A 25,320-nucleotide genomic window follows, 5' to 3' on the forward strand; every position below is an offset into this window, starting at 1 on the left:
GAGCTTATCGGGTTTGAACCCGAAAGGATCAAACTCGCCGTCCCGCGGACATGAGGGTTCAGTCACTCTCCGCCACACCTCCCAGGAGTGACTTCCTGGACGGATGTCCAGGTATGCTGGACACCTGTCCAGGAAATCGGAGGAGCCGGTCGGTCGTGGAAATCGTGGCGGAGATACTGGTCGGCCTGGTGGCCGCCCTGCACGCGTACATCCTGGTGATGGAGATGTTCCTGTGGGAGAAGAAGCCCGGCCGGGCACTGCACGGCTTCGACGCGGAGATGGCCCGGGCGACCGCGCCGATGGCCGCGAACCAGGGGCTGTACAACGGCTTCCTCGCGGCCGGTCTGGTGTGGGGGCTGCTCGCCGCCGATCCGACGGGTCTGCGCGCGCAGGTGTTCTTCCTGTGTTGCGTGGTCGTCGCGGGCGGGTACGGGGCGGCCACGGCCAACCGCCGCATCCTGTTCGCACAGGCACTGCCCGGCGGCCTCGCCCTGGCCGCCGTACTGGCCGCCCGGTGACCCGCCCCGCGCCCGAGGACCCGCGGGCCGCCCGTACCCGGGCGCGGCTGCGCGCGGCCCTGCTTCAGGAGTGCGCCGAGCGGCCGCTGGCGGAGGTCGGCGTGGCCGCGCTGGTGCGCCGCGCCGGGGTGGGCCGGGCCACGTTCTACGTGCACTACGACGGCCTCGAGGCGCTGGCCGTCGACGCCTGCGCGGATGTCGTACGGGAGGCGGTCGAGGCGCTGCACGCCTGGCGCGGCCGGCCCGACCCGGTGCACGCCCCGCCCGCGCTGCTGGAGTTCTTCGCGGGCCTCGCCCCGCACGCGGGCCTGTACCGCGCCCTGCTCACTCCGGGCGGCGGCGGGCCGCTCGGGCACGTGCTGCACCGGGACCTCAGGGCCCGCAGCCTGGCCGAGCGGGAGCGGGCGGGCGCCGCCGACGCCCCGCTGGTCGCCTCGGCCGTGGCCGCGGCCTTCGCCGGTGTCCTCGCCGACTGGCTGCACGGGCTGCTGGAGGCCACTCCCGAGGAAGTGGCCCACCAGGTCTGGCAGTTGCTGGTCGCCCTGCACCGCAGCCGGTGACGGCTCACTGGCACGCCGGGTCCTGCTTCGCCAGCGGCCAGGCCTCGACGCCGTGGGACGTGCGGACGTACGCCGTCGACTTGTCCTTCGTCAGCCACAACTGCCAGTCGTGGTACCGGTATCCGGTGTCGTGGGCGTCGGCGGGCATGCGGACGTCCCCGTCGTACGGAGCGGAGAGCAGTGTGCCGGCGTCGAACAGCCCCTCGGGGTCGCGGACGTACATCGGGTCCCCCGCCTCCCGTCCGAGTTCCAGGAAGTGGGCGCTCTGCCAGTCGCAGTGTTCCGCACCGGCGGAACTGTTCACCTGCGTGACCGGTACCCGCTTGCCGGTGCGGTCCGTCCATATCTCGAACTCCCAGGAATCGGTTACGCGCGCCGGGAGTTCGGCGGGATCGCAGGAGGCGCTGGTCTCCGGTCCCCAGCCGGGCCGGTTCTTCCGGTCCTTGGCGACCACGACGGCCACCTTGGTCCTGCCGCCGACGTCGAAGGAGTACAGGACGCGGTCGCCCTCCTCGCGCTCGACGCGGTAGCCGGAGCGGGGGACTTCGGGCACGTAGATGTCGAAGTACGCCGTCAGGCCCTCCTCCGGCGTGCCACCGCCGTCGCCCTTGCTCCAGCCGTCGCCCCTGGCGCTGTCGAAGACCTTGCCGTCGCACTCGAGCGCGCCGGCCGCGTTCAGCGGGCCGGCGTAGGGCGTGGCCGGGGGCGTGCCGTCGACAACGACGTCCTCCCCGCCGCCGGCGCCGCACCCCGCCGCCGTCACCGCCGTCAGTACCGCAGCCGCCACGAACCCTCTGCGCATTCCCGCCCCGTTTCCCCGGCCGCTGTTTCCGCTCCTTGGACGCGGTGGCGAGCGGACACGTTCAGCGGGCCGTCTGGAACGTCCGCCGGTACGCCTGCGGGGACACCCCGATCGCCGCGTGCAGATGCTGGCGCAGGGAGGCGCCCGTGGCGAAGCCGACCTCGCCCGCGATCTGGTCCACGGACAGGTCACTGGACTCCAGCAGGTGCCGGGCCCGCGCGACACGCTGCTGGATGAGCCAGCGGCCGGGGCTGAGGCCCACCTCGTCGTGGAAGCGGCGGGCGAAGGTGCGCAGGCTCATCCGGGCGTGGGCTGCGAGGTCGGTGAGGGTGAGGGGTTCACCGAGGCGCTCCAGGGCCCAGGCGCGGGTGGCCGCCGTGCTCGCGGCGCCGGAGTCCGGGACGGGCTGCTCGATGTACTGGGCCTGGCCGCCGTCCCGGAAGGGCGGGACGACGCAGCGCCGGGCGACTGTGTTGGCGAGTTCATGGCCGTGGTCGGTGCGCACCAGGTGCAGGCAGATGTCCACGCCGGAGGCGGCGCCCGCGGAGGTGAGGAACCGGCCGTCCTCGACGAAGAGCACGTCCGGGTCGAGGGTGACGCGGGGGAAGAGGCGCCGGAAGCGGTCGGCGACCTGCCAGTGCGTGGTGGCCCGGCGCCCGTCGAGCAGTCCGGCGGAGGCCAGCACGAAGGCACCGGTGCAGATGGAGACCACCCGGGCGCGCTCCGGGATCGTGGCGAGCGCGGCGGTGACCTCGTCCGGGAGTTCCTCCGGGATGCACGCGGGCGGAATGGCCGTGACGATCACGGTGTCCGCGCTGTCCAGGGCCTCGGGGCCGTGCTCGACGGTGACCGAGAAGTCCGCGTTGGTGCGGACCGGCCGCCCGTCGACCGTGCAGGTCAGCACCTCGTACCGGCCGTCGGCCGCGCCGAGGATCCGGCTGGGGATGCCCAGCTCGAAGGGATAGACGCCGTCGAGGGCCACGACCACGACCCGTTCCGGCCGCCGTACACTGCTCCGCCTACGCATGGCACGATCCTATCGGTTGTTGGCAATCATGCCATTTCCCCGGCGGGCGGGCACCGGCAGGCTGATTCACCATGAGCGATGTGAACACCATGCGTGCGATCAGTCAGGACGTCCTCGGCGGGCCCGAGGTTCTCAAGGAAGTACAGCTGGAGCGGCCCGCGCCCAAGCCGAACGAGGTGCTGGTGCGGGTGCGCGCCGCCGGGGTGAACCCCACGGACTGGAAGCACCGGGCCACCGGCGGGTTCCTGGGCAAGCCGCCCTTCGTCCTGGGCTGGGACGTCTCCGGCGTGGTCGAGGCGGTCGGCATCGGCGTCGCCGCCTTCCAGCCCGGCGACGAGGTCTTCGGCATGCTGCCCTACCCGTTCGGCCACGGCTCGCACGCCGAGTACGTCACCGGCCCGGCCCGCGCCTTCGCGCACAAGCCGGCGAACGTCGACCACACGCAGGCGGGCGCCCTGCCACTGGTCTCCCTCACCGCCTGGCAGGCGCTGGTCGAGACGGCGGACATCCAGCCCGGCCGGCGGGTGCTGATCCACGCGGCGGCCGGCGGCGTCGGGCACGTGGCCGTGCAGATCGCCAAGGCGCGCGGCGCGTACGTGATCGGCACCGCGAGCGCGGGCAAGCACGAGTTCCTGCGCGGGATCGGCGCGGACGAGGCCGTCAACTACCGGGAGACGGACTTCACCGAGGCAGTGAAGGACGTCGACGTGGTGCTGGACACGGTCGGCGGCGACTACTCCCTGCGGTCGCTGCGGGTGCTGCGCCCGGGCGGGGTCGTGGTCTCGATCCTGCCGGTCGGCTCGGACGACTTCTACGAGGAGGCCGAGCGGCTCGGTGTACGGGCGGTCAGGATGCTGGTCGACGCCTCGCGCAGCGGTATGAAGGCGATCGCGGAGCTGGTCGGGGCGGGCAGGCTGAACGCCACGATCGCCGGGACCTTCCCGCTGGCCGATGCCGCCGAGGCGCACGCGCTCGGTGACACCGGCCGGACCACCGGGAAGCTGGTCCTGCTGGTGGACTGAGTCGGAAGGTGAGCACGGGCTTGACCGCCTTGACCGCGCCCATGTCCCGCACCGCCCCCCCGATGTCCGTGAACGGACAGGCGCTGATCGGGCGGTGCAGCGGGAGCGGTCCGGCGCGGACCAGCCGGACCGGGGCGGGGCTGAGGGTCTGGGTCTCGGCGTCGCCGGGAGGCCCGGTCCGGGAACCGGAGGAGCGGATGGCAGCCGGTCTCACGGCCCATCAGGAGGAACAGTTCCGCCAGGCACTGTCGAAGGCCTGGCCCGCCCTGGCGCAGACCTGACTGTTCGTCACCCTGTCACGCACATCAGAGGAAGACACGCGCCAAACTCGAAGACATATGTCAATCGAACATGCTCAAATTCCCTCCATCGAGGGTAAGTTGCAGGGCGGGGAGCGGATGTTCCGGCACGGGTGGGAGGTGATGCCGGCATGCACCAGGAGCCCCCACCACTCACCCGGCACCTGCGCATCCACCAGGACCGCGGGCACACGGTGCTGGAGTTCCGCGGCGAGATCGACATCGCGGCGGCCGCGGAGATCGCTCCGTACCTGGACCGGGTGACGGGCCGGCCCGGCGCCCGGGTCGTGATCGACCTCCGGCACATCGAGTTCTTCGACTGCTCGGGCCTGCGCCTGCTGTACCGGGCCCGCAGCCGGGTACTCGACCGCGACGGGCGGCTGCACCTGGTCTGCACCCACCCGCTGACCCTGCGCGTTCTCCGGGTCACCGGTCTGTCCCGGCTGCTGCCGCCGCGGCCGACGCTGGACGAGGCGCTGGGGCAGCCCGAGGCCACGTCCGGCTCGTTGTGACCCGGGGCACCGCGCCCGGGGCAGGGACTACGCGCTTCTCGGCTCGTCGAACAGGGCGCTGACGGACTCACCGTTGTGAATGCGGCGTACGGCCTCGGCCAGCGCCGGGGCGATGGACAGCACGCGCAGCTTCTCGGTGTGCTCGTCCACGGGCACCGGCACCGTGTTGGTGCACACGATCTCCAGCACGTCCGGCTGCTCGCTCAGCCGCTTCAGCGCGCCCGCCGCGAACAGCCCGTGCGTGCATGCCACCCGGATCGAGCGCGGCCCCAACTCGCGCAGCCGGTCCAGGAGTTCGAGCACCGTACTGCCCTTGGCGATCTCGTCGTCCAGCACGATGACGTCCCGCCCGGCCACGTCACCGATCACCGAGCTGATGCTCACCCGGTCGTCGGCGAACCGCTGCTTGGCACCGGCGGCCACCCGCCCGCCGATCAGCCGGGCGAACGCGGCGGCCTCCTTGGCGTTGCCGAGGTCCGGCGAGACGACGGTGGTGCGCGTCAGGTCGTACCGCCGGAAGTGGGCGGCCAGCTCCCGCAGCGCGTGCAGGTGGTCCACCGGGACCGAGAAGAAGCCGTGCACCTGGGGCGCGTGCAGTGTCATGGCGAGGACCCGGCCCGCACCCGCCGCCACCATCAGGTCCGCGACCAGGCGGCCGCCGAGGGAGATGCGCGGGGCGTCCTTCTTGTCGGAGCGGGCGTAGGAGTAGTGCGGCATGACGACCGTGATGCGCGCCGCGGAAGCGCCCCGGGCCGCGTCGCACATCAGCAGCAGCTCGACGAGGTGCTCCTGCACCGGCTTGACCAGCGGCTGGATCAGGAAGACGTCCCGCTCCCGGCAGTTGGCCTGGAGCTGCACCTCCAGACAGTCGTTGGCGAACCGGCTGACGCGGGTCGGGCTGAGCGGCACGCCGAGGTGGGCGCAGACCTCCTTCGCCAGGTCGGGGTGGGCACTGCCACTGAAGACGGCGATGTCACGCACGATCCGCTCCTCGCATGATCATTACGGGCCGCGGCTCATGCTACTGACACCGGCCGCCTCACCAGGGCACCGGGGTTGCGTCCCAGGAGAAGAAGCCGCCGTTCGGGCCGCCGTCCGGCGGCAGCGCAGGCCGTACGGCCCCCCGCGCGCCCTCGGCCGGATCACCGCCCACGGCAGCCGGCCCCGGGACGAGGCCGGTGGCCCGCAGCCCGGGGGGGCGAGTGCGTTGGACCTCCAGCAGCCGCGCCACATGCGGCCACCCGCCGTACCGGACCGGCGCCGGGCGGCGCGGCCGATCCCGGCAGGCGGAACAGATGGCTGCGGCTGAACCGCGACGTCCTGCTCCGGCCTCAGGACGACCAGGAGGTCGTCCTGATCAGCGCGGATCCGGGTTCACCCTCGACCCGCGTCCTGAGCCGGCCGGCCGCGGGGACGGCGACGGGCCGGCCGCGTCCCCGTCCAGTGCGCCCCGCGTGCCCCCTGTGCCCCCGCCAGGGTCGTCAATCGGCCAACGTCTCTGTCTGGCGGGCGTTTTGAGGGGAATGCGCACTGCAGGAAGGAGGACCGTCGGCATGACGACTTCCCTCACGCGCCTGCCCAGGCGCATGCCCGGCTGGGCCAAGGTGGTGACCGCGCTGGTACTGGTGCTGATCGTGCTGTTCGCAGGGATCCGGCTGGCCGTACTGCCGGGCATCAAGGACCTGTTCGGCACCGACACGCACGACCGTTCCGGCCCCGCGCTCCTGAAGTCCATCCAGGACATGAGCCGTTACGACGCCGCCTCCGGCAACTTCCAGGTCGTCGTGGACCTGGAGAAGGATGCCGAGTACCTGCCCGACGCGATCCGCGGCACCCGCACCCTGTACGTCGGGGCGGGCACCGTGGACGCCTACGTCGACCTCGGCCGGATCGGCAAGGACGACGTGACGGTCAACGGCGGCCGTACCTCGGCCACGCTCCGGCTGCCGCACGCGCGGCTCGGCAAACCCGCCCTCGACGCCGACCACTCGTACGCCGTCTCCAAGCAGCGCGGACTGCTCGACCGGCTCGGGGACCTCTTCTCGGACAACCCCAACAGCGAGCACACCGTGCAGGAGCTGGCGGTGAAGCACATCGGTGAGGCGGCCAGGACCAGCGGGCTGACCACACGGGCCGAGACGAACACCACCGGCATGCTCCAGGGTCTGCTCGGCTCCCTCGGTTTCAAGGAGGTGCACGTGTCGTACGGGACCTGACGGGACCGGTGAGCTGCGTCAGCCGCCCAGCACGCCCGGCAGGGTGAGCGCCCCGAGCAGGGTGGTGCCCAGCAGCAGCCAGGCCACGTAGTCCCCGAGGTGGCCGGACTGCAGCCGGCGCAGCGGCCGTGCCCGGTCCGGGGCGGCCGTCCAGGCCGGGCGGGTGACGGCCAGCGCGGCGAGGCCCACGGCCAGCAGGGTGGACAGGAGGCCCAGCAGGATGCCCTCCGGGGTCCATGCCACGGTTGCCGCGGCGCCGCCCGACCCGGCCTCGTTGACGGCGTGGGCGACCACCTCGGCGAAGCCGGGGGCCACCCCGGCGGCGAGGGCCGCGGCGAGCAGCACCGCGGGGACGGTGGTCATGGTGTCCGGGATCCGGCGCAGCCTGCCGCGGGTCTCGGGCTGCTCGTCGGAGCCGGTGGTCTCGTCCTCGGAGGCGTCCTCGGGGCGGGGTCCGAGGCCCAGGAACACCCGGGCCGCGACCCGCAGCACGGCGCCGGCGGTCACCGCGGAGGCGGCGACGTACAGCACGGTGAGCGGGCCGCCCACGGCCTCCTCGGTGACTGACTTGCCGAGTGCCGTGCCGAACGGCGGCAGTCCCGCGAGGCCCAGCGCGCCGGCGGTGAACAGCACGGCGACCGTGCGCAGCCGCCGGGCCCGGCCGTGCAGGGCGTGCTCGTCGACGCTGCCGTACCGGTCGAGGAGGATGCCCGCGCAGGCGAACAGCGCGGCCTTCACTCCGGCGTGCCCGAGGACGTACAGCGCGACCCCGTCGTCGGCCTCGGGCTTGAGCACGCCGATGCCGACGAGGAACAGCCCGGTGTGGGCGATGGTGGAGTAGGCCAGCAGCCGCTTGATGTGCCGCTGGTACCAGCACATGACCGCACCGACGGCCGCCGTCACCGCGCCGAGCACCACCAGTGCCCGTTCCAGGTCGGCGGGCGGGATCCCGCCGGGTCCGGAGAAGACGGTGTTGCAGACCCGCCATGCGCCGTAGGTGCCGAGTTCGACCATGACGCCGGACAGCAGCATGCACACGGGGGTGGGCGCGACCGCGTGCGCGTCCGGGAGCCAGAAGTGGAAGGGTACGGCGGCGGCCTTGACCAGCAGGCCGGTCATGACCAGCACGAAGGCGGCGAGGACCAGCGCGTCGGGCCGCCCGTGCGGGGCGGCGGCGTCGAGGCCCCGCCCGATCTTCGTCATGGCCAGCTCGCCGGTGCGGGCGTACAGCAGGCCGATGCCCATCAGCACGGCATAGGCGCCCAGGGAGTTGACGACGCCGAAGGTGACCGCTCCCTGCACGGCCTTGGGATCGTCGATCCGGTAGCCGGTCAGCGCGTAGGCGACGACGCTCATCAGCTCGAAGAACACGAACCCGTTGAACAGGTCGCCCGCGATCGCGAACCCGCACATGCCGCCCTGGAAGAGCAGCATCAGCGCGGGGAAGGAGCCCACGTGGTGGCGCGGGGGTTCGTCGAAGTAGTGCCAGGAGTACACCAGCGCCGCCAGCGTCAGCAGGGAGGCGACCGCGGCCATGCCGAGCCCCGGCCCGTCCCCGACCAGCACGATCCCGACGCTCTCGCCGCCCACGGGCACCCAGCCGCCCGCCCATTCGACCAGCGGCGGGGAGGAGTTCAGCAGCAGGACGATCGCGAGCGCGGCCGTGCCTGCGGAGACCGCGCAGCCCGCGGTCTCGGCGGCGAGGCGGGGCAGGCGGCGGCCGGTCGCGACGAGCAGGGCGGCGCCCAGCAGCGGTACGGCGACCAGCAGCGGCAGCAGGTGGTGCATCAGCCGCGCAGTTCCTTGAGTTCGTCGGGGTCGACCGTGCCGTGCCGCTTGGCGATCTGCACGACGAGCGCGAGCAGCAGCGCGGTGACGGTGGCGCCGACGACGACGTCGGTGAGGGCGAGGGCCTGCACGACGGGGTCGACGACGGGGCGTGAGCCTGGCTCGATGTCGGAGAACACCGGGGCCGTGCCGCCGTCGCGGTAGCCGACGGCCAGCAGCAGGACATAGGTGGCGGCCTGGCACACCGACAGGCAGCCGACGGCGTGGATCAGGTTGCGGCTGGTGGCCAGGCCGTAGCAGCCGGTCAGGAAGACCCATACGGCGACCAGGTACGGAAGGACGTGCAGCACGGCGGTCACAGTGGTCTCAACTCCCGCTCTCCTCCTCGATCGTCACGGCCTGGTCCAGGAAGTTGGCGAGCAGGACGACCACCGCGCAGGCGACCTCCATTCCGATGGCCGCGTTCAGCAGGGGGACGGTGCCGCCGGAGGACAGCGTGTTGAACGTGCCGTACGGCAGCAGCGTGTTGGCCAGGAAGGCGGTCCCGGCGAGGACGCCCGCGAGGCCGAGCACCAGGTAGGCCGAGGCGGCGAGGGCGTCGCCGATCTCGAACAGGGCGACGGGGCGGATGCGTTCCAGGGCACGGTAGTCGGCGCCGAGGTACAGCAGGTGCAGGGCGGTCGCGGCGACGACTCCGCCCTGGAAGCCGCCGCCGGGGCTGAGCTGGCCGTGGGCGATCACGTAGAGGCCGGTGAGCAGGGCGACGGGCAGCACGATCAGGGCGTAGCCGCGCACCGGCCCCGCCACCTCGGCGGGTTGGGGCCGGGCCCGGTGCTCGTCGCGGGTCTGGCGCAGCAGGACCACGCAGCCCAGCACGGCGGCGAACAGGATGGTCATCTCGCCGAAGGTGTCGTAGGCGCGCTGGTCGAAGTTGACGGAGGCGACCGTGTTGGCGGCGTACCGGGAGAGCGAGGCGTGCACGGCCCGCTCTCCGTACGGGTGCCGACGGCCGCCGAAGGACGGCAGGTCGAGGCAGGCGGCGACGAGGAGGGCGGCGAGGCCCGCGCCGCCTGCGGCCAGCAGCCAGAGCCGGGTGCGGGGGTTCACCGGTCGCCGTCCTTGGCCCGTGGCCGCCGCCGCACCTTGCGCACCGACAGCATCACCAGCAGCGGGGTCAGCGCGGAGCCCACGGCCAGCTGGGACAGGCCCACGTCGGGGGCCTGGAGGACGGTGAACAGCACGGCGAGCAGCACGCCGAGGACCGACAGCACGAGCGCCTGGCGGGCCGGGTCGCGGGTGGCCACGGCCGCGGTCGCGGCGGCGGCCACCAGCAGCAGGGCGACGACGATCACCAGGTCAGCCACGGCACACCCCGGTTTCCCTCCGGCCGCTGTCCTCGCCGGCCCGGTCACACCCGTCCCCGCGCACGACGGCCTCCCGGTCAGCCACGGCGCACCCCCCGTACTCCCCCGGACAGCGCCCGCGAGGCGACGAGGTTGCCGCTGATCAGCAGGGCGCCGGTGACCACGAGCTTCACCATCGCGCGGCTCGGCCCGGTGGCCGCGCACAGGACGAGGACGACGGCCGCGCCGGCACCCGCGGCGGCCCAGGTCGGCCCCCAGGCGCCGGGCCGGTCGTCCTCCAGTTCGTCGCTGAGCAGGCGGGCGAAGACGAGGGTGCCGACCGGGCCGAGCAGCGCCAGAAGCAGGGCGAGGTCGACGTAGGAGGGGCGGCCGTAGCCCTGGGAGAGGAGCAGCAGGCTGGGGCAGACGGCCGAGGTGATCAGGTTCTGGGCCATGACGCGGCGCCGCAGCGGGCCGGTGGCCGCGCCCCACAGGGCCGTCCCCGCTCCCCCCGCGAGCAGGACGGCCGCCGCCAGGATCCAGGCGTTCACCGCCAGTTCACCGCCCGTCGCGCGGCCCGGGCCGCGAGCGCCGTGACGGCTGCCGCGCCCGCGCCGACCGCGCACTCCAGGGTGTCGACGGTGCTGATGAGCACCAGCCACAGCAGGGCAAGCCCGGCCCACCAGGCGAGCCACTCGCCGGCAGCGAGGAGGGTCGTACGCCGGTTCACACGCCATACCTCCCCGGGCCGCGGTCGACGGTTCGTCAGACGATGTCCGCTTGATTGGCATTCGCCCCTCGGGGCATCCAAGCACCGCCGGGGTCGCGGCAGGCGGCGGCGCGCGGGCCTGAGCCCGGAGTGCCCCGGGAGCGCGTCCGGAAACCACCGGGCGCGCACGGCGAGGGTGCCGTGGGGGCGGCATCGCCGACCGGTTCTCGGGTAACCGGCCAGAAGACGCAGGGAAGTTGAAGACTGGAGGATCGAATGGGTATGACCGCCGCACGCCTGCGCACCCTCAGGGCGGGCCGCACCGGCAAAGCCGGCCGCACGACCAGGGCCGGCCACTCCGGCCGGGAGGCCCGGCCGGAGAAGGCCGGGCACCACGTGCTCCCGCTCCCCGTGCGGCTGCTGGCGATGCTGGTCGCCTTCGCCTTCATGGTGGCGTTCGCCGTGGTCCTGGCCCGGCTCACCCTCCAGCCGTCCCCGTCGTCGGTGTCCTTCACGCACACCAACCTGCACCCGGGCCGCTCCCTGAACGCCTATCTGGACCAGCCCGAACTCCGCGACGCGGTCAAGCAGATCGGCGGGAACCTGCTGCTGGGCGTCCCGTTCGGCGTGCTGGTGCCGGTCCTCGCGCCGCGGGCACGCGGGATCCTGAAGGTGCTGCTGCTCACCGCCGCCGTGATGCTGCTGGTCGAACTGGCGCAGGGCGCGCTGGTGACCGGGCGTGCCTTCGATGTGGACGACGTCATCCTCAACACCGCCGGGGCGCTGGCGGGTTACCTGCTCCTGGGGCGGCGGCTGAGCCGTACGGTGCACGCGCGCGTACGGAAGCCCAGCACCCGATGATCGCCTGACGCTGGTCCGTACCAAGGTATTGACGCCCCCCTTATCTCACTTCTTAAATCAAGAGGCGACGCTTTCATCCCCCCACCCGGCCGGGCGCGCCCGCGTGCCCCGCCGCCGTACGGAAGGGAGAGCAGTGGCCTCCCCACGCCTGCTCCGCAGCTGCCTGTTCGCCGCCCTGTCGGCCGCCCTCCTCGCCTCCGCCGCCGTCGGTCCGGCGCGGGCGGACGCACGGGGCGCCTCCGCCGCCGTCACCTTCTCGGACACCTTCGACGGGCCCGCCGGTGCGGCGGTCGACTCCTCGAAGTGGCAGACCGAGACCGGCGACAACGTCAACAACCACGAGCGGCAGTACTACACGTCCGGCACCAGGAACGCGGCCCTCGACGGTCAGGGCCATCTGGTCATCACCGCCCGGCGCGGGAACCCGGCGGGCTACCAGTGCTGGTACGGCAGCTGCCAGTACACCTCGGCCCGGCTGAACACCTCCGGCAGGTTCGCCGCACAGTACGGACACGTCGAGGCGCGCATGAAGATCCCGCGCGGTCAGGGCATGTGGCCCGCCTTCTGGATGCTCGGTGACGACATCGGGCAGGTCGGCTGGCCGGACTCGGGCGAGATCGACGTGATGGAGAACGTCGGCTACGAGCCCTCCACCGTGCACGGCACGATCCACGGCCCGGGCTACTCCGGCTCGGGCGGCATAGGCGCCGCCTACTCCCTCCCGAACGGCCAGGCCTTCGCGGACGCCTTCCACACCTTCGCCGTCGACTGGGCCCCCGACTCGATCACCTGGTCGGTGGACGGCACGGTCTACGAGCGCCGCACGCCCGCCGACCTGGGCGGGAAGGAGTGGGTGTTCAACAAGCCGTTCTTCCTGATCCTGAACCTGGCCGTGGGCGGCTACTGGCCCGGCGACCCGGACGGCTCCACCCTCTTCCCGCAGCAGCTCGTGGTGGACTCGGTGTCCGTGACGACGGGCGGCTCCGCGACCGGCGTCCCGATCCGGGGCCTGGCCGGCAAGTGCGCGGACGTCACCGGGGCGAACCCCGCCAACGGCACCCCCGTACAGCTGTACGACTGCAACGGCACCGCCGCCCAGCAGTGGACGGTCGGCGCGGACGGCACGCTCCGGGCGCTCGGCAAGTGCCTGGACGTCACGGACAACGGCACGGCGGACGGCTCCACCGTCCAGCTGTGGGACTGCACGGGCGGACCGAACCAGAAGTGGGCGGTCTCGGCGGCGCACGACATCGTCAACCCGCAGGCGGACAAGTGCCTGGACGTCACCGGCAACAGCTCCGCCAACGGCACCCGGCTGCAGATCTGGAGCTGCACGGGCGGCGCCAACCAGAAGTGGACGGTCGGCTGACACCCACCGGTCCCACCGGTCCTAGTGGGACGTCCAGGTGAATTTGTCGCCGCCCACCCAGCGGACCATGTCCGGGTCGTCCAGGTCGTGCACCGTGATACCGAACGCGGCGGCGGCTTCCAGGACGTCGGTGACGGTCCTCGCCTCCCCGACCACCTGACCGTCTATCTCCACGATGCGGAAGGGCGGGGCGCCCGGCTTGCCAGGCATCACCCCGTGCACCATGATCCGCGGGTGCGATATGTAGGGGGCTGCTTGTTCGGTCATGCAATTCAGGGTAGAACGCGACGAGCCCCGACGGGTCATCCGCTGCCGCCGTCGAGCAGGTCGAGGACCGCCGCCTCGACCGCTCCCTGCGTGGCCGGGCGCCCGAAGTCCCCGTGTTCGCCCAGCCGGGTGAGCACGGGGGCGATCGTCACGCCCTCCTCGAACAGCTCGAAGACCTTCGGATCGATGTAGGAGGCCCGGCACACCGCGGGCGTGCTGCCCAGGTAGTGGCTGACCTCGCGCACGGCGCGGGCGATCTGCCGGCGGCGGGCCGCCGGGGTGGTCCGGGCGGCCGCGGTGGTGACGGACACCGCGACGGCCGCTAGCACCGTGGCGTGCCAGGTGCGGAAGTCCTTGGCGGTGACGTCGGTGCCCGACAGCCGGCGCAGCGCCTCGTTGAGGTCGCCGCCGTGCAGGTCGTGCCAGGCGCCGCGCTCCCAGTAGGCGAGCAGCCGCTCGCCGCCGCGCGGGCGCCGCAGCAGGGCGCGTACGCGGCGTGCGCCTGCTCGTCGACCAGGGCGCGCATCATCTCCGTACCGCCCTTGGCCGGAAAGCTGAAGGTGATCTCCCCGCGGCCGCAAGTGACGTGTTCACGCAGCATCGTCGTCAGGCCGTAGGTCTCGCTCTGTCTGGTGTGCCGGTCACTGCCGATGCGGAAGAAGCCCAGGTCGAGCAGGCGTACCGCGCACGCGGTGACCCGGGTACGGCTCAGGCCGCGGCCGGCCAGGTCGATGGCGGCCCGGGCGCGCAGCTCGGGCAGGGCCCGCGCGACCTGGCGGACGTGCTCGTGCTTGGCCTGCTCCTGCTGGGCGCGGAACTCCTCGTGGTACAGGTACTGGCGGCGGCCGGCGTCGTCGGTGCCGACGGCCTGGAGGTGGCCGTTGGGCCAGGGGCAGATCCACACGTCCCGCCAGGCGGGCGGGATGGTCAGGGCGCGGATCCGGGCGAGCTGGTCGGGATCGGTGAGGGGATCGCCGTTCTGGTCGCGGTAGCGGAAGCCCCGGCCGCAGCCGACCCGGCCGAAGCCGGGCCGGTCGCAGGAACTCGTACGCAGTCTCATGGGCTCAGGGGCGCCGCCAGTCGTCGCTCTTCAGGTGCGAGCCGGCCATCGGGCCCATCCGGAGCATGCCGCCGTCCACGGCCCAGGAGGCGCCGGTGACGTAGGACGCGTCCGGGCCCGCCAGGAAGGCGATCACGGCCGCGACCTCCCGCGCGTCGCCGGGCCGCCCGAGCGGAACACCGGGGCGGCTCTCGGTGTGCGGGTCCGTGTCCTCCTGGCCGGTCATGGGGGTGGCGATCTCGCCGGGCGCCACGGCGTTGACGGTGATGCCGTACTCGGCGAGTTCCAGCGCCATGACCTGCGTCAGCAGGCCGAGACCGCCCTTGGCCGCGCAGTACGGGGCCGCGCCCACCCTCGGCTGGTGCTCGTGCACGGAGGTGACGTTGACGATCCGGCCGCCGTCGCCCTGCCGGATCATGTGCCGGGCCGCGTGCTGCCCGCACAGGAAGGGGCCGAGCAGGTCGACGTCGAGGACCTCGCGCACCTTGTCCGGCTCCAGGTCGAGGAACGGCGTCGAGGTGCCCGTACCGGCGTTGTTGACCAGGATGTCGACCCGGCCGAGCCGGTCGCACAGCTCGTCGACCGCGCCCGCGGCCTCGGGCAGCCGGGTGAGGTCCATCTGGGTCACGGCGGCCCGCTGCCCGGCGGCGCGCACCTCCTCGGCGGTCTCCTCGGCGCCCTTGAGGTCGCTGTGCCAGGTGATGCCGACGTCCACGCCCTGCCGGGCCAGGCGGACGGCGGTGGCGCGGCCGATGCCGGAGTCGGCGCCGGTGACGACGGCCACCGGGGAGCGTGCTGCGGCGGGAGCGGACATGACAGGCCTCCTCCTGGGCGGGGCAGGTGGACGGCACACGCAGTACCCGGGTGCACCCCGGACAAACCGGCAGGCCACCGTGCGGCCCGGGTGCGACTGGGGAACTCTGGAGTGGCACGCGGAGCTGGAGGTGGCGATGGATCCCGTCGACGCGCTGGACCGGATCGCCTTCCTGCTGGAGCGGTCCCTGGCGCCGACGTACCGGGTACGTGCCTTCCGTACGGCCGCCCGGGTGCTGTCGGAGCTGCCCGCCGGGGAGGTGGCCGAGCGGGCGTCCGCCGGGACGCTGGAGTCGCTCAAGGGGGTCGGTCCGAAGACCGCGCAGGTGGTCCGCGAGGCGCTCGCCGGACAGGTGCCGGGCTATCTCCAGAAGCTGGAGGGCGAGGCCGACAGCCCCCTCGCGCGAGGCGGCGAGCGGCTGCAAGCGCTGCTGCGCGGCGACTGCCATCTGCACTCGGACTGGTCCGACGGCGGCAGCCCGATCGACGAGATGGGCCGGGCGGCGGCCGCTCTCGGCCACGAGTGGGCGGTGCTGACGGACCACTCGCCCCGGCTGACGGTGGCGCGCGGGCTCTCCCCGCAGCGGTTGCGCGAGCAGCTGCGGGTGGTGGCGGAGCTGAACGAGACGTGGGCCCCGTTCCGGCTGCTGGCCGGCATCGAGTGCGACATCCTCGAGGACGGCTCGCTCGACCAGGAGCCGGAGCTCCTCGACCGGCTCGACGTGGTGGTCGTGTCGGTGCACTCCAAACTGCGCATGGACACCCGGTCGATGACCCGCCGCATGGTGGCCGCCGTCCGTGATCCGCGCTCCGACATCCTCGGGCACTGCACCGGGCGGCTGCTGACCGGGCGGGGGCGGCCGGAGTCGGAGTTCGACGCGGACGAGGTGTTCGCCGCCTGCGCCGAGACGGGCACGGCGCTGGAGATCAACTCCCGCCCGGAGCGGCTCGACCCGCCCCGGCGCCTGCTGCGGCGGGCCGTGGCGGCGGGCGTGCTGTTCTCGGTCGACACCGACGCGCACGCGCCCGGCCAGCTGGACTGGCAGATCCACGGGTGCGCGCGGGCGGAGGAGTGCGGGGTGCCGGCCGAACGGGTGGTGACCACGTGGTCCCGGGAGGAGCTGCTGGCCTGGGCCCGGGAGCGCCGGACGCCGTCCGGCGTGGCGGGAGCCTGACGTGGTACCCGTGCCAGGGCCTGTCCGGCGGATCATGGCACAGGGAAGCGACGGTGCCTGGTCAGTGCGGGTGTGGGGGTCTGGTGCGCACAGGTGCACGGCGGAGGAGGGCGTCGATGCGGAGCATCGGCAATCGACGCCAACGCCGTAGCTGGGCGTGGAAAGCCCCACGTCTGCGGCATGATCCGCCGGACAGGCCCCAGCCGCGAGAGAAAGGACGCCCGGATGGACCGTGCCGCCGTCTTCGACGTCGACGGAACGCTTGTCGACACCAACCACCTGCATGTGACGACCTGGTGGGAGGCCTTCCGGCAGGCGGGCCACCGAGTGCCCATGCACGCCGTGCACCGGGCCGTCGGGCTCGGCTCCACCGACCTGATCGCCCACCTGCTCGGCGACGACCGCGACAAGGACCGGGACGGCGAACTCAGCGCCGCCCACAAGGCGCTGTACGGCCAGTACTTCGACCGCCTGCCCGCCCTGCGGGACGCCGGGGAACTGCTCAGACGCCTGCACGGGGACGGCTGGGCGGTGGTGCTGGCCACCTCGGCGAGCGGCGCGGAGCTGAGCGCGCTGCGCCGGGCGATCGACGCGGACGACGCCATCACCGCGACCGCGAGCGCCGACGACGTGGAGCAGGGCAAGCCCGCGCCCGAGCCCGTCGAACACGCCCTGGAACTGGCCGGGGTGCCCGCCGAGCGGGCGGTGTTCGTGGGCGACACCGTCTGGGACATGCGGGCCGGCAGCCGGGCCGGGGTGCGGTGCGTGGGCGTGCTGTGCGGCGGTATTCCGCGCGGCGACCTGGAGGCGGCGGGCGCGGAGGCGGTCTACGCCGATCCCGCGCATCTGCTGGCGTCCCTGGCGGACAGCCCGCTGGCCTGAGGATCACGGGAATCCGCCGCACAGCACAGGAATCGGCCGCACATCACACGAATCCACTGCTTGAGGAGCCGCGATCATCGGATACCCGCAATTGATGACGCGCGTGACACAGACTCCACGACAGGTGCTGCGCCAGGAGGCGCGGGGCGTCGGCCGGTCCGTCCGGGCGGCCTGGCGCGGCCCGGGCCGGGAACGGGACCTGGTCGTGCAGTCGCTCAAGGCCGCCGGGGCCGCGCTGCTGGCCTGGGTCGTGGCGGGCGACTGGCTGGGCGACCCGCTGGCCCTGATGGCGCCCTGGGTGGCGCTGGTCATGGTGCAGGCCACGGTGTACAGCTCGCTGCGGCAGGCCGCGCAGCAGGTCACGGCGATCTGCACGGGCACGCTGCTGGCCTCGGCGGCGCAGGTGGTCACCGGGGACACGCTGGGCGCGCTCGCCCTGTCCCTGCCCGTGCTGGTGCTGCTGGCGAACTGGTCGCGCTTCGGCGACCAGGGCATCTACGGCGCCACCACGGCGGTGTTCACGATCGCCTCCGGGAGTGTCTCCGCGGCCGCGGTCGGGCACCGGGTGGGCCAGGCGGCGCTGGGCGCGCTGATCGGGGTGGCCGTCAACGCCTTCGTGCTGCCGCCGATCCACCTGCGGGACGTGCGGGAGAACCTCGCGGCGCTGGCCCGTGAGGCCGGTGAGGTGCTGTGCGCGCTCGCCGCCGATCTGCGGCGCGGGGAGTGGGACGCCGGCACCGCGGCCGACTGGTCGCACGGCGCGTCCCGCCTCGAACACCGCCTGGAGGCGCTGGGCTCGGCCCGCGCCTGGAGCCGGGAGAGCCTGCGTCTGAAGGGTCCGCTGCGCGCCCTGCGCCGGATCCCGACCGACGTGCCGCCGGAAGCGGAGGACGAGCGCTGGAGCCGGGTCACGGGTCATGTCCGCGCGCTGACCCGGACGCTCGCGGTCGCCGCCGATGAGGGCCGTGCGGCCACGCCCCCGGACCCGGCGCTGCTGGAGCCGTACGCGGACCTGTTGGAGCTGATCGCCCGGGCGTGCCACACGGAGAGCGGCCGTCTGCTGGACGGACGGTCGGGCGGGGGTTCCGGTGAGCAGCCGGACGACGACGGCGCCGAGGCGGCGCGGCGGGAGCTGCGCGGGCGGCTGCAGGAGGGCCTGCGGGAGCACGCCGGGCGGGAGGCGCCCCGGGCCGCGGTCCTCGGGTCGCTGCTTCTGCAGGCCGAGAACCTGTGGGCGGAGGCCGTGCCGGGCTCTACCGGGGACTCCGGGAGTGGCGCACATCACCGGACATGACCCCACACACCGGAACAACAACCGATGGTTCGCTGTTGAACCAACCGTGGGTGCGGATGGGACAGTGTCCCCGGGCCTCACCTTCTGCCCCCAGGGACGATCGTTCGGCTGAAGCCCTGTGGAGCCTTTCGCCGAGAGGCGGCCGCCATCCGCGCCCACCACATACCGCCCCGACCGGCCTCCCCCGTCCGGTCGGGGCTTTCCCGTGCCCGGCTTCCTCATGCCCCCGCGTCGGCGAACTCCCGCCGCTCCGCCGGGAGCCCGTCGCCGTGCGTGAAGGACAGACCGTGGCCCGCGTTCTCGTAGACCTTCAGCGTGCCGTCGGGCACGAGCCGCGCCGCGGCGGCGGCCGGTCACCTCCAGCGGCGCGGAGACGTCGTGCGTGCCGTGCACGACCAGCACCGGCATCCGGAGTCTGGGCATCTCGGGGGCGACGTCGACGGTGACGGCCACGCCCTGTACGGCGTTCGAGGCGTGCGGGGTGGTCGCCAGGCAGCGGTCGATCACGTGGCGCCGGAAGGCCGGCGACACCTCGACGCCGGGCAGGCCGATCCCGAAGAAGGAGTCGGCTCCGTCCTCGTAGAAGGCGGCCCGGTCGCGGCGGTAGACCTCGTTGTACGCGCGCGCCGCGGCGGGGTCCACCCCGTCCGGGTTGCCGGCCGTCCGGATCACCCCGGGCGCGATGCCGCAGACCAGGGCGGCCCGGGCCACCCGCCCGTCGCCGTGCCGGGTCAGGCAGCGCACGACTTCGGCGCTGCCCGGCGAATGGCCGACCAGGGTGGCTTCACGCAGGCCGAGGTGGTCGAGGAGCCCGTGCAGGTCGGCGGCGAGGCTGTCGAGGTCGAACCCGCCCCGCACGTCGTCGGAGCGTCCGTGCCCCCGCCGGTCCAGCCCCACGCAGCGGTAGCCTGCGCCGCCGGCGGCAGCATCTGGAACTCCCACAGCTCGGTAGCCAGCCAGGCGCTGCCGGCGAAGACGACCACAGGGCCGTCGGCCGGGCCGTAGTCGGCGTAGAGCAGGCGTACACCGTCGACGGGGCTGTGGAAGTACGGCATGGACGTCCTCCTGGAATCCGGTGGGGTGGGTACGTCCCCGATGGTTCCGTCCCGGGCGGCCCGGGTCGATGACCTCCGGCGTCATGGCCGCCGGCGCGTGCATGCCGGGCGGACCGGGTACTCGGGCGGTCCGGCCGGAGCCGCCGCCGAGAGGAGCCGAAGGTGACAAGCGCAACGGGCAGCAGGGTCGTGGTCACGGGCGCCACCGGCAACGTGGGTACGAGTGTGGTGCGCCTGCTCGCGGAGGATCCGCAGGTGGAGTGGGTGCGGGGGCTGGCCCGCCGGACGCCCGGGTGGATGCCTCCGAAGACCGAGTGGTCCCCCGTCGACGTGGCGTCCGAACAGGCCGATCTGGCCGGGATGTTCGAGGGCGCCGACGCCGTGGTCCACCTGGCGTGGGCGTTCCAGCCGACGCACGATCCGGCGAGGACCTGGCGGACCAACGTGCTCGGCAGCATCCGGGTGTTCGAGGCGGTGGCCGCGGCGCGGGTGCCGGTGCTGGTGCACGCCTCGTCGGTCGGCGCGTACTCGCCGGGGCCGAAGGACCACGCGGTGGACGAGTCGTGGCCGACGCACGGCTGGCCGGACGCCGCGTACTGCCGTGAGAAGGCCTACCTGGAGCGGGCCCTGGACATCTTCGAGCGCGACCACCCCGACGTGCGGGTGGTGCGCATGCGGCCGGCCTTCCTCTTCAAGCGGGAGTCGGCGAGCGAGCAGCGGCGCATCTTCGGCGGCCGCTTCCTGCCGGGCCCACTGGCCCGGCCCGAGCTGCTGCCCTTCCTGCCCGACGTGCCCGGGCTGCGGGTGCAGGCGCTGCACACCGACGACGCGGCCAGGGCGTACCAGTCGGCGCTGCGCTCGCCGGGCGCGCGGGGCGCCTTCAACCTGGCGGCCGAACCGCCGGTCGACGCCGAACTGCTGAGCGGGATGCTCGGCACCCGCCCGGTACGGCTGCCCCGCACCGCGGCCCGGTCCGCGATCGCCGCCGCCTGGGGGCTGCACCTGCTGCCCGCATCCCCGCACCTCTTCGACGCTGTCCTGCGCCTGCCCCTGATGGACTGCTCGCGCGCGCGTGCCGAACTGGGTTGGCAGCCGACGCAGACCGCCACGGAGGTGCTGCGGGAGTTCCTGGGCGGCTTCCAGCAGGGCGCGGGGATGGACACCGAGCCGATGCGGGGGCGGAAGGTCGGCTGAGTTTCGCAGGTCACCCGGGTGGTACTCGCGTACCGCCCGGAACGAACCGAGGGGAGTACGCCGTGTCCGACGACCGCCACCAGGGATCTGGGGAGGGCGGTTCGCCCGTTCCCCGGGACATGCAGGACCAGCAGGCGCACACCGGCGAGGACCCGTGGGAGGTGGCCCCGGACCAGGCGACCGACGACTCCGCCGCGGAGGACGTCCCCGACACCGACGAGGCCGGGACGGGCCGGCAGGGTGCCCCGAGCTCGGGAACGGCGCAGACCGAGCATCCCGTGCCGGACGAGCCCTCGGCCTGAGGAGACGGCCGTACGGGCCGGGTCACGGCTGCGGCGCGCGCTCCGCCAGTGCCGTCCGCCAGGCCGGCAGCCGGTCCTCGGCCGCCGGTTCCGCCCGCCGGCCGCCGCGCGCGAAGAAGTCGGCCAGGGGCAGGATCGCGGCGCCGACGGTGACCGCGTCCGGTCCGAGCCGGCCCAGGTCGATGGTGACCTTCTCGGCCGGGTGGCGCAGCGCGTACGTGGTGGTGTGGCGGCGTACGGCGGGCAGGAAGCGGGCGCCGAGCTGGAGTCCGGCCCAGCCGCCGATGAGGATCCGCTCGGGCTGGAAGAGGTTGATCAGGTCGGACAGGCCGGCGCCGAGGTACTCGGCGGTCTCCTCCAGGACGGCGAGGGCGACCGGGTCGGAAGCGGTGCCCTCGGGCGGGTAGGCGGCGGCCAGCATCGCGGTGAGCGCGGTCTCCTCGTCGGTGTCCTCCGGCGGGTGCCCGCCCTCCTCCCGCCAGCGGGCGAGCAGCGACTCGGCGCCCGCGTAGGCCTCCAGGCAGCCCGGCGCCCCGCAGCGGCACCGGCGCCCGCGCACCCGTACCGTCAGGTGCCCCCACTCGACGGCCCGGCCGTGCTCCACCTCCGGGGTGACGAGACAGGCCCCGACGCCGGAGCCGAACAGCACCACCACGGCGTTGCGGGCACCCCGGCCGGCGCCGAACCACATCTCGGCCTGGCCGAGGGTCTTGGCGCCGTTGTCGATGAAGTACGGGACGGTCTCGGGGAGTCGGGAGCCGGAGCGGAGCAGCGCCTCCAGCGGGACGGCGTCCCAGCCGATGGTCTGCCCGTGCACGACGGCGCCCCGGTCCGCGGTGTGCTCGACGATGCCGGGGACGCCGACACCGACGCCGAGCAGCCGCTCCGGGGCGGTCTTTGCGCCCGCGAGGACCTCGGCGACACCGTCGCGGACGTGGCCGACGATGACGCCGACGTCGTACCCCTGCTGTGCCAACGGGCGTTCGGCGCGGGCGAGTTCGGTGAGGTTCAGGTCGAACAGCTCGACGCGGACCCGGGTTTCGCCGACGTCGACGCCGATCATGTGCCCGCTGTGCGGGGCGACCCGCAGCAGGGTGCGGGGACGGCCGCCGTCGGAGTCGACGCTGCCGGCCTCCTCGACCAGCCCGTCGGCGATCAGGTCCGCGACGACGTTGCTGACCGAGCCGGAGCTCAGACCGGTCGCCGGGCCCAGTTCGAAGCGGCTGAGGGGTCCGTCGAAGTACAGCCGTTGCAGCACGGCCGTGCGGTTGGCCCGCCTGAGGTCGCGTACCGTGCGCCCGTTCCGCCCCGCCATGTGGCTCCCTTCGAACCCTGCCCGACCTGCAACATACCCTTGCGGGCGGACCCGGCGCGACATTCCCCCAACCCTTAGTTCACGCTGTGAGCTAAGAAGGGGCGGGCGAGGCGCGGTCAAACGGGCCGGGAGGGCGGGGCCAGTTCCCCGATCCCGTCCGGCGCGGCGACGAGCAGGCGCACGCCGGGCACCGTCGCCGCAGGAAGACGCGGTGGTCGTCGGCGTGGACGGCGTGCAGGGTGATCCGCATCAGGGTCGCCTGACCACCGTACGGTCGGTGAAGGCGGGGTACAGCTCGCCCCGTGGACAGCGCCGCGACATGACGCAGCGCCGCCCGGCTCCGCGCCGACTCGGCACAGCGGGAATCCACTGGCTCCCCTCCCCTGGGCCGCCTAGGCCAGGCAGAAACCTAGTACCCCTAGGTTTCTGGCCGCCGGACCCCTTCGCCTCCAGAAAGACTCCTCCCATGAGATCCCTCACCGAGCAGGACATCCGCAACTCGTTCATCAACTGCTCGAAGGGCGACGCGAAGCGACTGGCGCTTCCCCGCGATCTCGACCAACGCCCCTGGGACGACCAGGACTTCCTCGGCTGGCGGGATCCCGGCGCGCCCGACCGCAGCTACCTCGTCACCGAGCGGGACGGCCGGCTCGTCGGCGTGGCCCTGCGCTTCCCCTCCGCGCAACGCGGTTTCCTGCACCGCAGCATGTGCTCGCTGTGCCTGACGACCCATCGCGGAGGCGGCGTGTCCCTCATGACGGCCCGCAAGGCGGGCGCGGCCGGCCGCGAGGGCAACTCGGCCGGCCTGTACATGTGCACCGACCTCGTCTGCTCCCTGTACGCACGCGGGAAGAAGATCCCGGACTCCGGGGCCCGCTTCGAGGAGAGCCTCACGCTGGAGGAGCAGATCGCCCGTACGACGGGCCGTCTGACCGCCTTCCTCGACAAGCTGTACGCCTGACGTCGGCCCCGCAGCCGGGCCCGCTCCAGCCGGGCGCCGGCGGGCAACGAGGCGACCCTCGACCGGGTGCGCTACCGCGACTACCTGGTCGACCTGCGCTCCGTCGGCAGTCGGTGCTGTTCCACCACACGTAGTCGCGCTGGAACCCTCGCTCATGATGCGGCGCGGGTCCCCTTGCCGTGCACGACGTGGTCGTCGAGCCGCAGCCCGGTACTCCAGCTGCCCTCCAGGGCGAAGGTGCGGAAACCCTTCTCCTCGACCATGGGGCGGAAGACGCGGTCCTTGGGCGAAGAAGTCGGAGGGTGGCCTCGCCGAGGCCGGCGGCCCGGGCACCGCCGAGCATGCGGTCCAGGGCGCGCAGGTCGCCGGTGTCGCCGCCGGGTTCGACGGAGCGCAGGGGGCGGACGGCCTGGTCGAGGGCCGTGACGACCGTGCCCCGCGCTCCGTCCGCCGTCGCCAATGGCGGCCTGCGGCCCGCCCGTCGCGAGGGCGCACCGGCTGCTGACGGTGACGAGCAGAGCCGGGCCCCGTCCGTTCCGATGCCGTTTCATGAGGTCAAGGCTCCCCACCCCGGCACGTGGCGTCACCATCCGGCAGCCCTCCGTACCGGGCTGCGGACAACCCGTCGCCCGTGACGGGGGTTGTCCGCAGCGGCCCCTTGCCACCCGGCGGATCAATGTGTTCGATGAGCCACCTGAACGGGAACAGGGGCAACAATGCAAGTTGTACGTGAATGGACTGCGCCCCTGTCGCGCTTCCTGCGGCGCCGGCGCGACCCGGTCGTCGTTCAGGCCCTGCGGTCGGCCGTCGCGGCGTCGATCGCCTACGTCATCGCGCTGCGCCTGAGTCCGGAACCGGCGCCGCTGACCGCGCCGCTGACCGCGCTGCTGGTCGTCCAGGTGACCTTCTACGCGACGCTCACCAACGGCATCCGGCGGGTGAACGCCGTGGTCGCCGGCGTCCTGGTCGCCATCGCCTTCAGCCTCCTGGTGGGTCTGACCTGGTGGAGCCTGGCGCTGCTGATCATGGCCGCGCTGGCCGTCGGGCACCTGGTGCGGGTCGACGAGTACGTGGCCGAGGTGGCGATCAGCGCCATGCTGGTGCTCGGCGTCACCACCATCGGGTACACCGCCTGGGCCCGCATCGTGGAGACCTTGATCGGCGCGATCGTCGGCATGGGCTGCAACCTGCTGCTGGCGCCCCCGGTGTGGGTTGACAAGGCCGGGGAGTCCATCGAGGGCCTCGCGCGGCGGCTGCGGCAGCTGATGCTGCGGGTCGGCGAGGAAGCCGCGGCCAGCACCCCGGTGGAGTGGGCCACGGCGCGGCTGTACGAGGCCCGCCGGCTCGACCACGACATCGTCGAGGTGGACGCGGCGCTGCGGCAGGCCGAGGACAGCCTGCGGCTCAATCCCAGGGTGCGCGAGGGCCAGCTGCGCCGGGTGGTGCTGCGCACGGGCCTGGACACGCTGGAAATCTGCGCGGTCGTGCTGCGGGTGCTGGCCCGCTCCTTCACCGACCTGGCGAAGGCCCGCGAGCCCGAGCCGATGTTCGAGCCGGAGACAGGTGCCGCGGTCGAGCAGCTGCTGTCGGAGATCGCCGACGCCGTGGTCAGCTTCGCGGTGCTGGTGACCACCGACCTCAGCCACAATGCCGAGTCCGCGGAGGCCCGGCTCACCGCCGAGCTGCACACGGCCGCCGCCACCCGCGACAAGCTGGCCGTGATCCTCAGGGCGGAGGCGGAGCGCGACACCCGGCACTGGCAGCTGCTCGGCGCCGTCCTGACCGAGGTGAACCGGATCATCGACGAGCTCGACACCGAGCACCGCTCGCGCCGCCTGCTGGAGGAACTGGACCGCGTCTCCGGCGAGCAGCGCACCCGGATGCCGCGCCTGACCCGGCTGCGGGAGCGCATCGGGCTACAGGAGCAGCTGCACCGGAACCGTTTGGGCACCGGCAGGCGTTCTCCGTGAGGAGAT

The 25,320-nt window shown here is 73.3% G+C and carries 28 protein-coding genes and 3 pseudogenes; 15 read left to right on the top strand and 16 right to left on the bottom strand.

Translation table 11 applies throughout. The features are described 5' to 3' along the window. Positions 1-155: 155 nt before the first annotated feature. Positions 156-518, top strand: a complete 363-nt coding sequence (locus ACIBBH_RS05830) for a DUF1304 domain-containing protein (RefSeq protein ID WP_399402290.1) — start codon at positions 156-158, stop codon at positions 516-518. Then, positions 515-1,078 (top strand): TetR/AcrR family transcriptional regulator, encoded by a 564-nt coding sequence (locus ACIBBH_RS05835; protein ID WP_399402292.1) that lies wholly within the window; start codon positions 515-517, stop codon positions 1,076-1,078. Before ACIBBH_RS05830 ends, ACIBBH_RS05835 begins: the two co-directional genes overlap by 4 nt. Before the next feature lie 4 nt (positions 1,079-1,082). On the opposite strand, the gene ACIBBH_RS05840 is transcribed toward ACIBBH_RS05835, so the two are convergent. Together ACIBBH_RS05840 and ACIBBH_RS05845 are read right to left on the bottom strand one after the other, a co-directional pair. Beyond that, positions 1,083-1,880: a hypothetical protein gene (locus ACIBBH_RS05840; RefSeq protein WP_399402294.1), complete on the bottom strand. Its 798-nt coding sequence runs from the start codon at positions 1,878-1,880 to the stop codon at positions 1,083-1,085. 61 nt (positions 1,881-1,941) lie between these two features. Continuing rightward, a complete protein-coding gene (locus tag ACIBBH_RS05845) occupies positions 1,942-2,907 on the bottom strand; it encodes a GlxA family transcriptional regulator (RefSeq protein ID WP_399402296.1) in 966 nt (321 codons plus the stop codon). Between the two features lie 71 nt (positions 2,908-2,978). On the opposite strand from ACIBBH_RS05845, the gene ACIBBH_RS05850 reads away from it, so the two are divergent. The 3 genes and pseudogenes from ACIBBH_RS05850 (at position 2,979) to ACIBBH_RS05860 (ending at position 4,740) form a co-directional block, all read left to right on the top strand. Next, on the top strand, positions 2,979-3,929 hold the full coding sequence (locus ACIBBH_RS05850; protein WP_399402298.1) for an NADP-dependent oxidoreductase: 951 nt from the start codon (positions 2,979-2,981) through the stop codon (positions 3,927-3,929). Between the two features lie 173 nt (positions 3,930-4,102). Further along, positions 4,103-4,210, top strand: a pseudogene (locus tag ACIBBH_RS05855) (MarR family transcriptional regulator); the annotation flags it as partial. Between the two features lie 149 nt (positions 4,211-4,359). Then, positions 4,360-4,740, top strand: coding sequence for an anti-sigma factor antagonist (locus ACIBBH_RS05860; RefSeq protein ID WP_399402300.1), 381 nt, complete (start codon positions 4,360-4,362; stop codon positions 4,738-4,740). Between the two features lie 27 nt (positions 4,741-4,767). On the opposite strand, the gene ACIBBH_RS05865 is transcribed toward ACIBBH_RS05860, so the two are convergent. Both ACIBBH_RS05865 and ACIBBH_RS05870 read right to left on the bottom strand, forming a co-directional pair. Continuing rightward, positions 4,768-5,721, bottom strand: coding sequence for a ribose-phosphate diphosphokinase (locus tag ACIBBH_RS05865; RefSeq protein ID WP_399402302.1), 954 nt, complete (start codon positions 5,719-5,721; stop codon positions 4,768-4,770). Between the two features lie 58 nt (positions 5,722-5,779). Beyond that, a complete protein-coding gene (locus ACIBBH_RS05870; RefSeq protein WP_399402304.1) occupies positions 5,780-5,971 on the bottom strand; it encodes a hypothetical protein in 192 nt (63 codons plus the stop codon). 322 nt (positions 5,972-6,293) lie between these two features. Between ACIBBH_RS05870 and ACIBBH_RS05875 the strand changes: the two genes are divergently transcribed. After that, positions 6,294-6,956 (top strand): DUF4230 domain-containing protein, encoded by a 663-nt coding sequence (locus ACIBBH_RS05875; RefSeq protein WP_399402306.1) that lies wholly within the window; start codon positions 6,294-6,296, stop codon positions 6,954-6,956. A gap of 18 nt (positions 6,957-6,974) precedes the next feature. Here the strand turns inward: ACIBBH_RS05875 and ACIBBH_RS05880 are convergent, their stop codons facing one another. The 6 genes from ACIBBH_RS05880 to ACIBBH_RS05905 form a co-directional block, all read right to left on the bottom strand. Continuing rightward, entirely contained in the window at positions 6,975-8,744 is a 1,770-nt protein-coding gene (locus ACIBBH_RS05880) for a complex I subunit 5 family protein (RefSeq protein ID WP_399402308.1), read from the bottom strand. Further along, complete coding sequence (locus ACIBBH_RS05885; RefSeq protein WP_399402715.1) at positions 8,744-9,091, bottom strand: sodium:proton antiporter; 348 nt, start codon at positions 9,089-9,091, stop codon at positions 8,744-8,746. Before ACIBBH_RS05885 ends, ACIBBH_RS05880 begins: the two co-directional genes overlap by 1 nt. Positions 9,092-9,110: 19 nt before the next feature. After that, the gene (locus ACIBBH_RS05890) at positions 9,111-9,851 is read right to left on the bottom strand and encodes an MnhB domain-containing protein (RefSeq protein WP_399402310.1); all 741 of its coding nucleotides are present in this window, start codon (positions 9,849-9,851) and stop codon (positions 9,111-9,113) included. Further along, a complete protein-coding gene (locus tag ACIBBH_RS05895) occupies positions 9,848-10,108 on the bottom strand; it encodes a Na(+)/H(+) antiporter subunit B (protein ID WP_399402312.1) in 261 nt (86 codons plus the stop codon). Before ACIBBH_RS05895 ends, ACIBBH_RS05890 begins: the two co-directional genes overlap by 4 nt. Before the next feature lie 77 nt (positions 10,109-10,185). Next, positions 10,186-10,638, bottom strand: coding sequence for an MrpF/PhaF family protein (locus tag ACIBBH_RS05900; RefSeq protein ID WP_399402314.1), 453 nt, complete (start codon positions 10,636-10,638; stop codon positions 10,186-10,188). Beyond that, positions 10,635-10,817: a hypothetical protein gene (locus ACIBBH_RS05905; RefSeq protein ID WP_399402316.1), complete on the bottom strand. Its 183-nt coding sequence runs from the start codon at positions 10,815-10,817 to the stop codon at positions 10,635-10,637. Before ACIBBH_RS05905 ends, ACIBBH_RS05900 begins: the two co-directional genes overlap by 4 nt. A 255-nt stretch (positions 10,818-11,072) precedes the next feature. Here ACIBBH_RS05905 and ACIBBH_RS05910 point away from each other — a divergent pair, with 255 nt between their 5' ends. Both ACIBBH_RS05910 and ACIBBH_RS05915 read left to right on the top strand, forming a co-directional pair. Then, positions 11,073-11,657: a VanZ family protein gene (locus ACIBBH_RS05910; protein WP_399402318.1), complete on the top strand. Its 585-nt coding sequence runs from the start codon at positions 11,073-11,075 to the stop codon at positions 11,655-11,657. A 133-nt stretch (positions 11,658-11,790) separates the two neighbouring features. Continuing rightward, positions 11,791-13,026 carry a ricin-type beta-trefoil lectin domain protein gene (locus ACIBBH_RS05915; RefSeq protein WP_399402320.1) on the top strand — a complete coding sequence of 412 codons (1,236 nt, stop codon included), beginning with the start codon at positions 11,791-11,793 and terminating at the stop codon, positions 13,024-13,026. 21 nt (positions 13,027-13,047) lie between these two features. Here the strand turns inward: ACIBBH_RS05915 and ACIBBH_RS05920 are convergent, their stop codons facing one another. From ACIBBH_RS05920 to ACIBBH_RS05930, 3 genes and pseudogenes are all read right to left on the bottom strand, one after another. After that, positions 13,048-13,293, bottom strand: coding sequence for a hypothetical protein (locus ACIBBH_RS05920; RefSeq protein ID WP_399402322.1), 246 nt, complete (start codon positions 13,291-13,293; stop codon positions 13,048-13,050). A 35-nt stretch (positions 13,294-13,328) separates the two neighbouring features. Beyond that, positions 13,329-14,353: pseudogene (locus ACIBBH_RS05925) on the bottom strand (DNA topoisomerase IB). Positions 14,354-14,357: 4 nt separating this feature from the next. Then, complete coding sequence (locus ACIBBH_RS05930; protein ID WP_399402324.1) at positions 14,358-15,167, bottom strand: SDR family oxidoreductase; 810 nt, start codon at positions 15,165-15,167, stop codon at positions 14,358-14,360. Between the two features lie 136 nt (positions 15,168-15,303). Here ACIBBH_RS05930 and ACIBBH_RS05935 point away from each other — a divergent pair, with 136 nt between their 5' ends. From ACIBBH_RS05935 to ACIBBH_RS05945, 3 genes are all read left to right on the top strand, one after another. Then, positions 15,304-16,341: a PHP domain-containing protein gene (locus ACIBBH_RS05935; RefSeq protein ID WP_399402717.1), complete on the top strand. Its 1,038-nt coding sequence runs from the start codon at positions 15,304-15,306 to the stop codon at positions 16,339-16,341. A 225-nt stretch (positions 16,342-16,566) separates the two neighbouring features. Next, positions 16,567-17,223: an HAD family hydrolase gene (locus tag ACIBBH_RS05940; RefSeq protein WP_399402326.1), complete on the top strand. Its 657-nt coding sequence runs from the start codon at positions 16,567-16,569 to the stop codon at positions 17,221-17,223. Between the two features lie 94 nt (positions 17,224-17,317). Then, complete coding sequence (locus tag ACIBBH_RS05945; RefSeq protein ID WP_399402327.1) at positions 17,318-18,517, top strand: aromatic acid exporter family protein; 1,200 nt, start codon at positions 17,318-17,320, stop codon at positions 18,515-18,517. A 432-nt stretch (positions 18,518-18,949) separates the two neighbouring features. On the opposite strand, the pseudogene ACIBBH_RS05950 reads toward ACIBBH_RS05945, so the two are convergent. Then, a pseudogene (locus ACIBBH_RS05950) lies at positions 18,950-19,675 on the bottom strand (alpha/beta fold hydrolase); the annotation flags it as partial. Between the two features lie 59 nt (positions 19,676-19,734). On the opposite strand from ACIBBH_RS05950, the gene ACIBBH_RS05955 reads away from it, so the two are divergent. Together ACIBBH_RS05955 and ACIBBH_RS05960 are read left to right on the top strand one after the other, a co-directional pair. Then, positions 19,735-20,766, top strand: coding sequence for an SDR family oxidoreductase (locus tag ACIBBH_RS05955; protein ID WP_399402329.1), 1,032 nt, complete (start codon positions 19,735-19,737; stop codon positions 20,764-20,766). A 62-nt stretch (positions 20,767-20,828) separates the two neighbouring features. Further along, positions 20,829-21,068 carry a hypothetical protein gene (locus ACIBBH_RS05960; RefSeq protein ID WP_399402331.1) on the top strand — a complete coding sequence of 80 codons (240 nt, stop codon included), beginning with the start codon at positions 20,829-20,831 and terminating at the stop codon, positions 21,066-21,068. 22 nt (positions 21,069-21,090) lie between these two features. Here the strand turns inward: ACIBBH_RS05960 and ACIBBH_RS05965 are convergent, their stop codons facing one another. Then, complete coding sequence (locus tag ACIBBH_RS05965; RefSeq protein WP_399402333.1) at positions 21,091-22,383, bottom strand: ROK family protein; 1,293 nt, start codon at positions 22,381-22,383, stop codon at positions 21,091-21,093. Positions 22,384-22,849: 466 nt separating this feature from the next. Here ACIBBH_RS05965 and ACIBBH_RS05970 point away from each other — a divergent pair, with 466 nt between their 5' ends. Beyond that, positions 22,850-23,344, top strand: a complete 495-nt coding sequence (locus tag ACIBBH_RS05970; protein ID WP_399402335.1) for an FBP domain-containing protein — start codon at positions 22,850-22,852, stop codon at positions 23,342-23,344. A gap of 152 nt (positions 23,345-23,496) precedes the next feature. Here the strand turns inward: ACIBBH_RS05970 and ACIBBH_RS05975 are convergent, their stop codons facing one another. Beyond that, positions 23,497-23,607, bottom strand: a complete 111-nt coding sequence (locus ACIBBH_RS05975) for an erythromycin esterase family protein (protein ID WP_399402337.1) — start codon at positions 23,605-23,607, stop codon at positions 23,497-23,499. A 453-nt stretch (positions 23,608-24,060) separates the two neighbouring features. On the opposite strand from ACIBBH_RS05975, the gene ACIBBH_RS05980 reads away from it, so the two are divergent. Next, positions 24,061-25,314 carry an aromatic acid exporter family protein gene (locus ACIBBH_RS05980; protein ID WP_399402339.1) on the top strand — a complete coding sequence of 418 codons (1,254 nt, stop codon included), beginning with the start codon at positions 24,061-24,063 and terminating at the stop codon, positions 25,312-25,314. Positions 25,315-25,320 lie beyond the last annotated feature (6 nt).

This window comes from Streptomyces sp. NPDC051636 (assembly GCF_044453765.1).
Classification (GTDB): Bacteria; Actinomycetota; Actinomycetes; order Streptomycetales; family Streptomycetaceae; genus Streptomyces.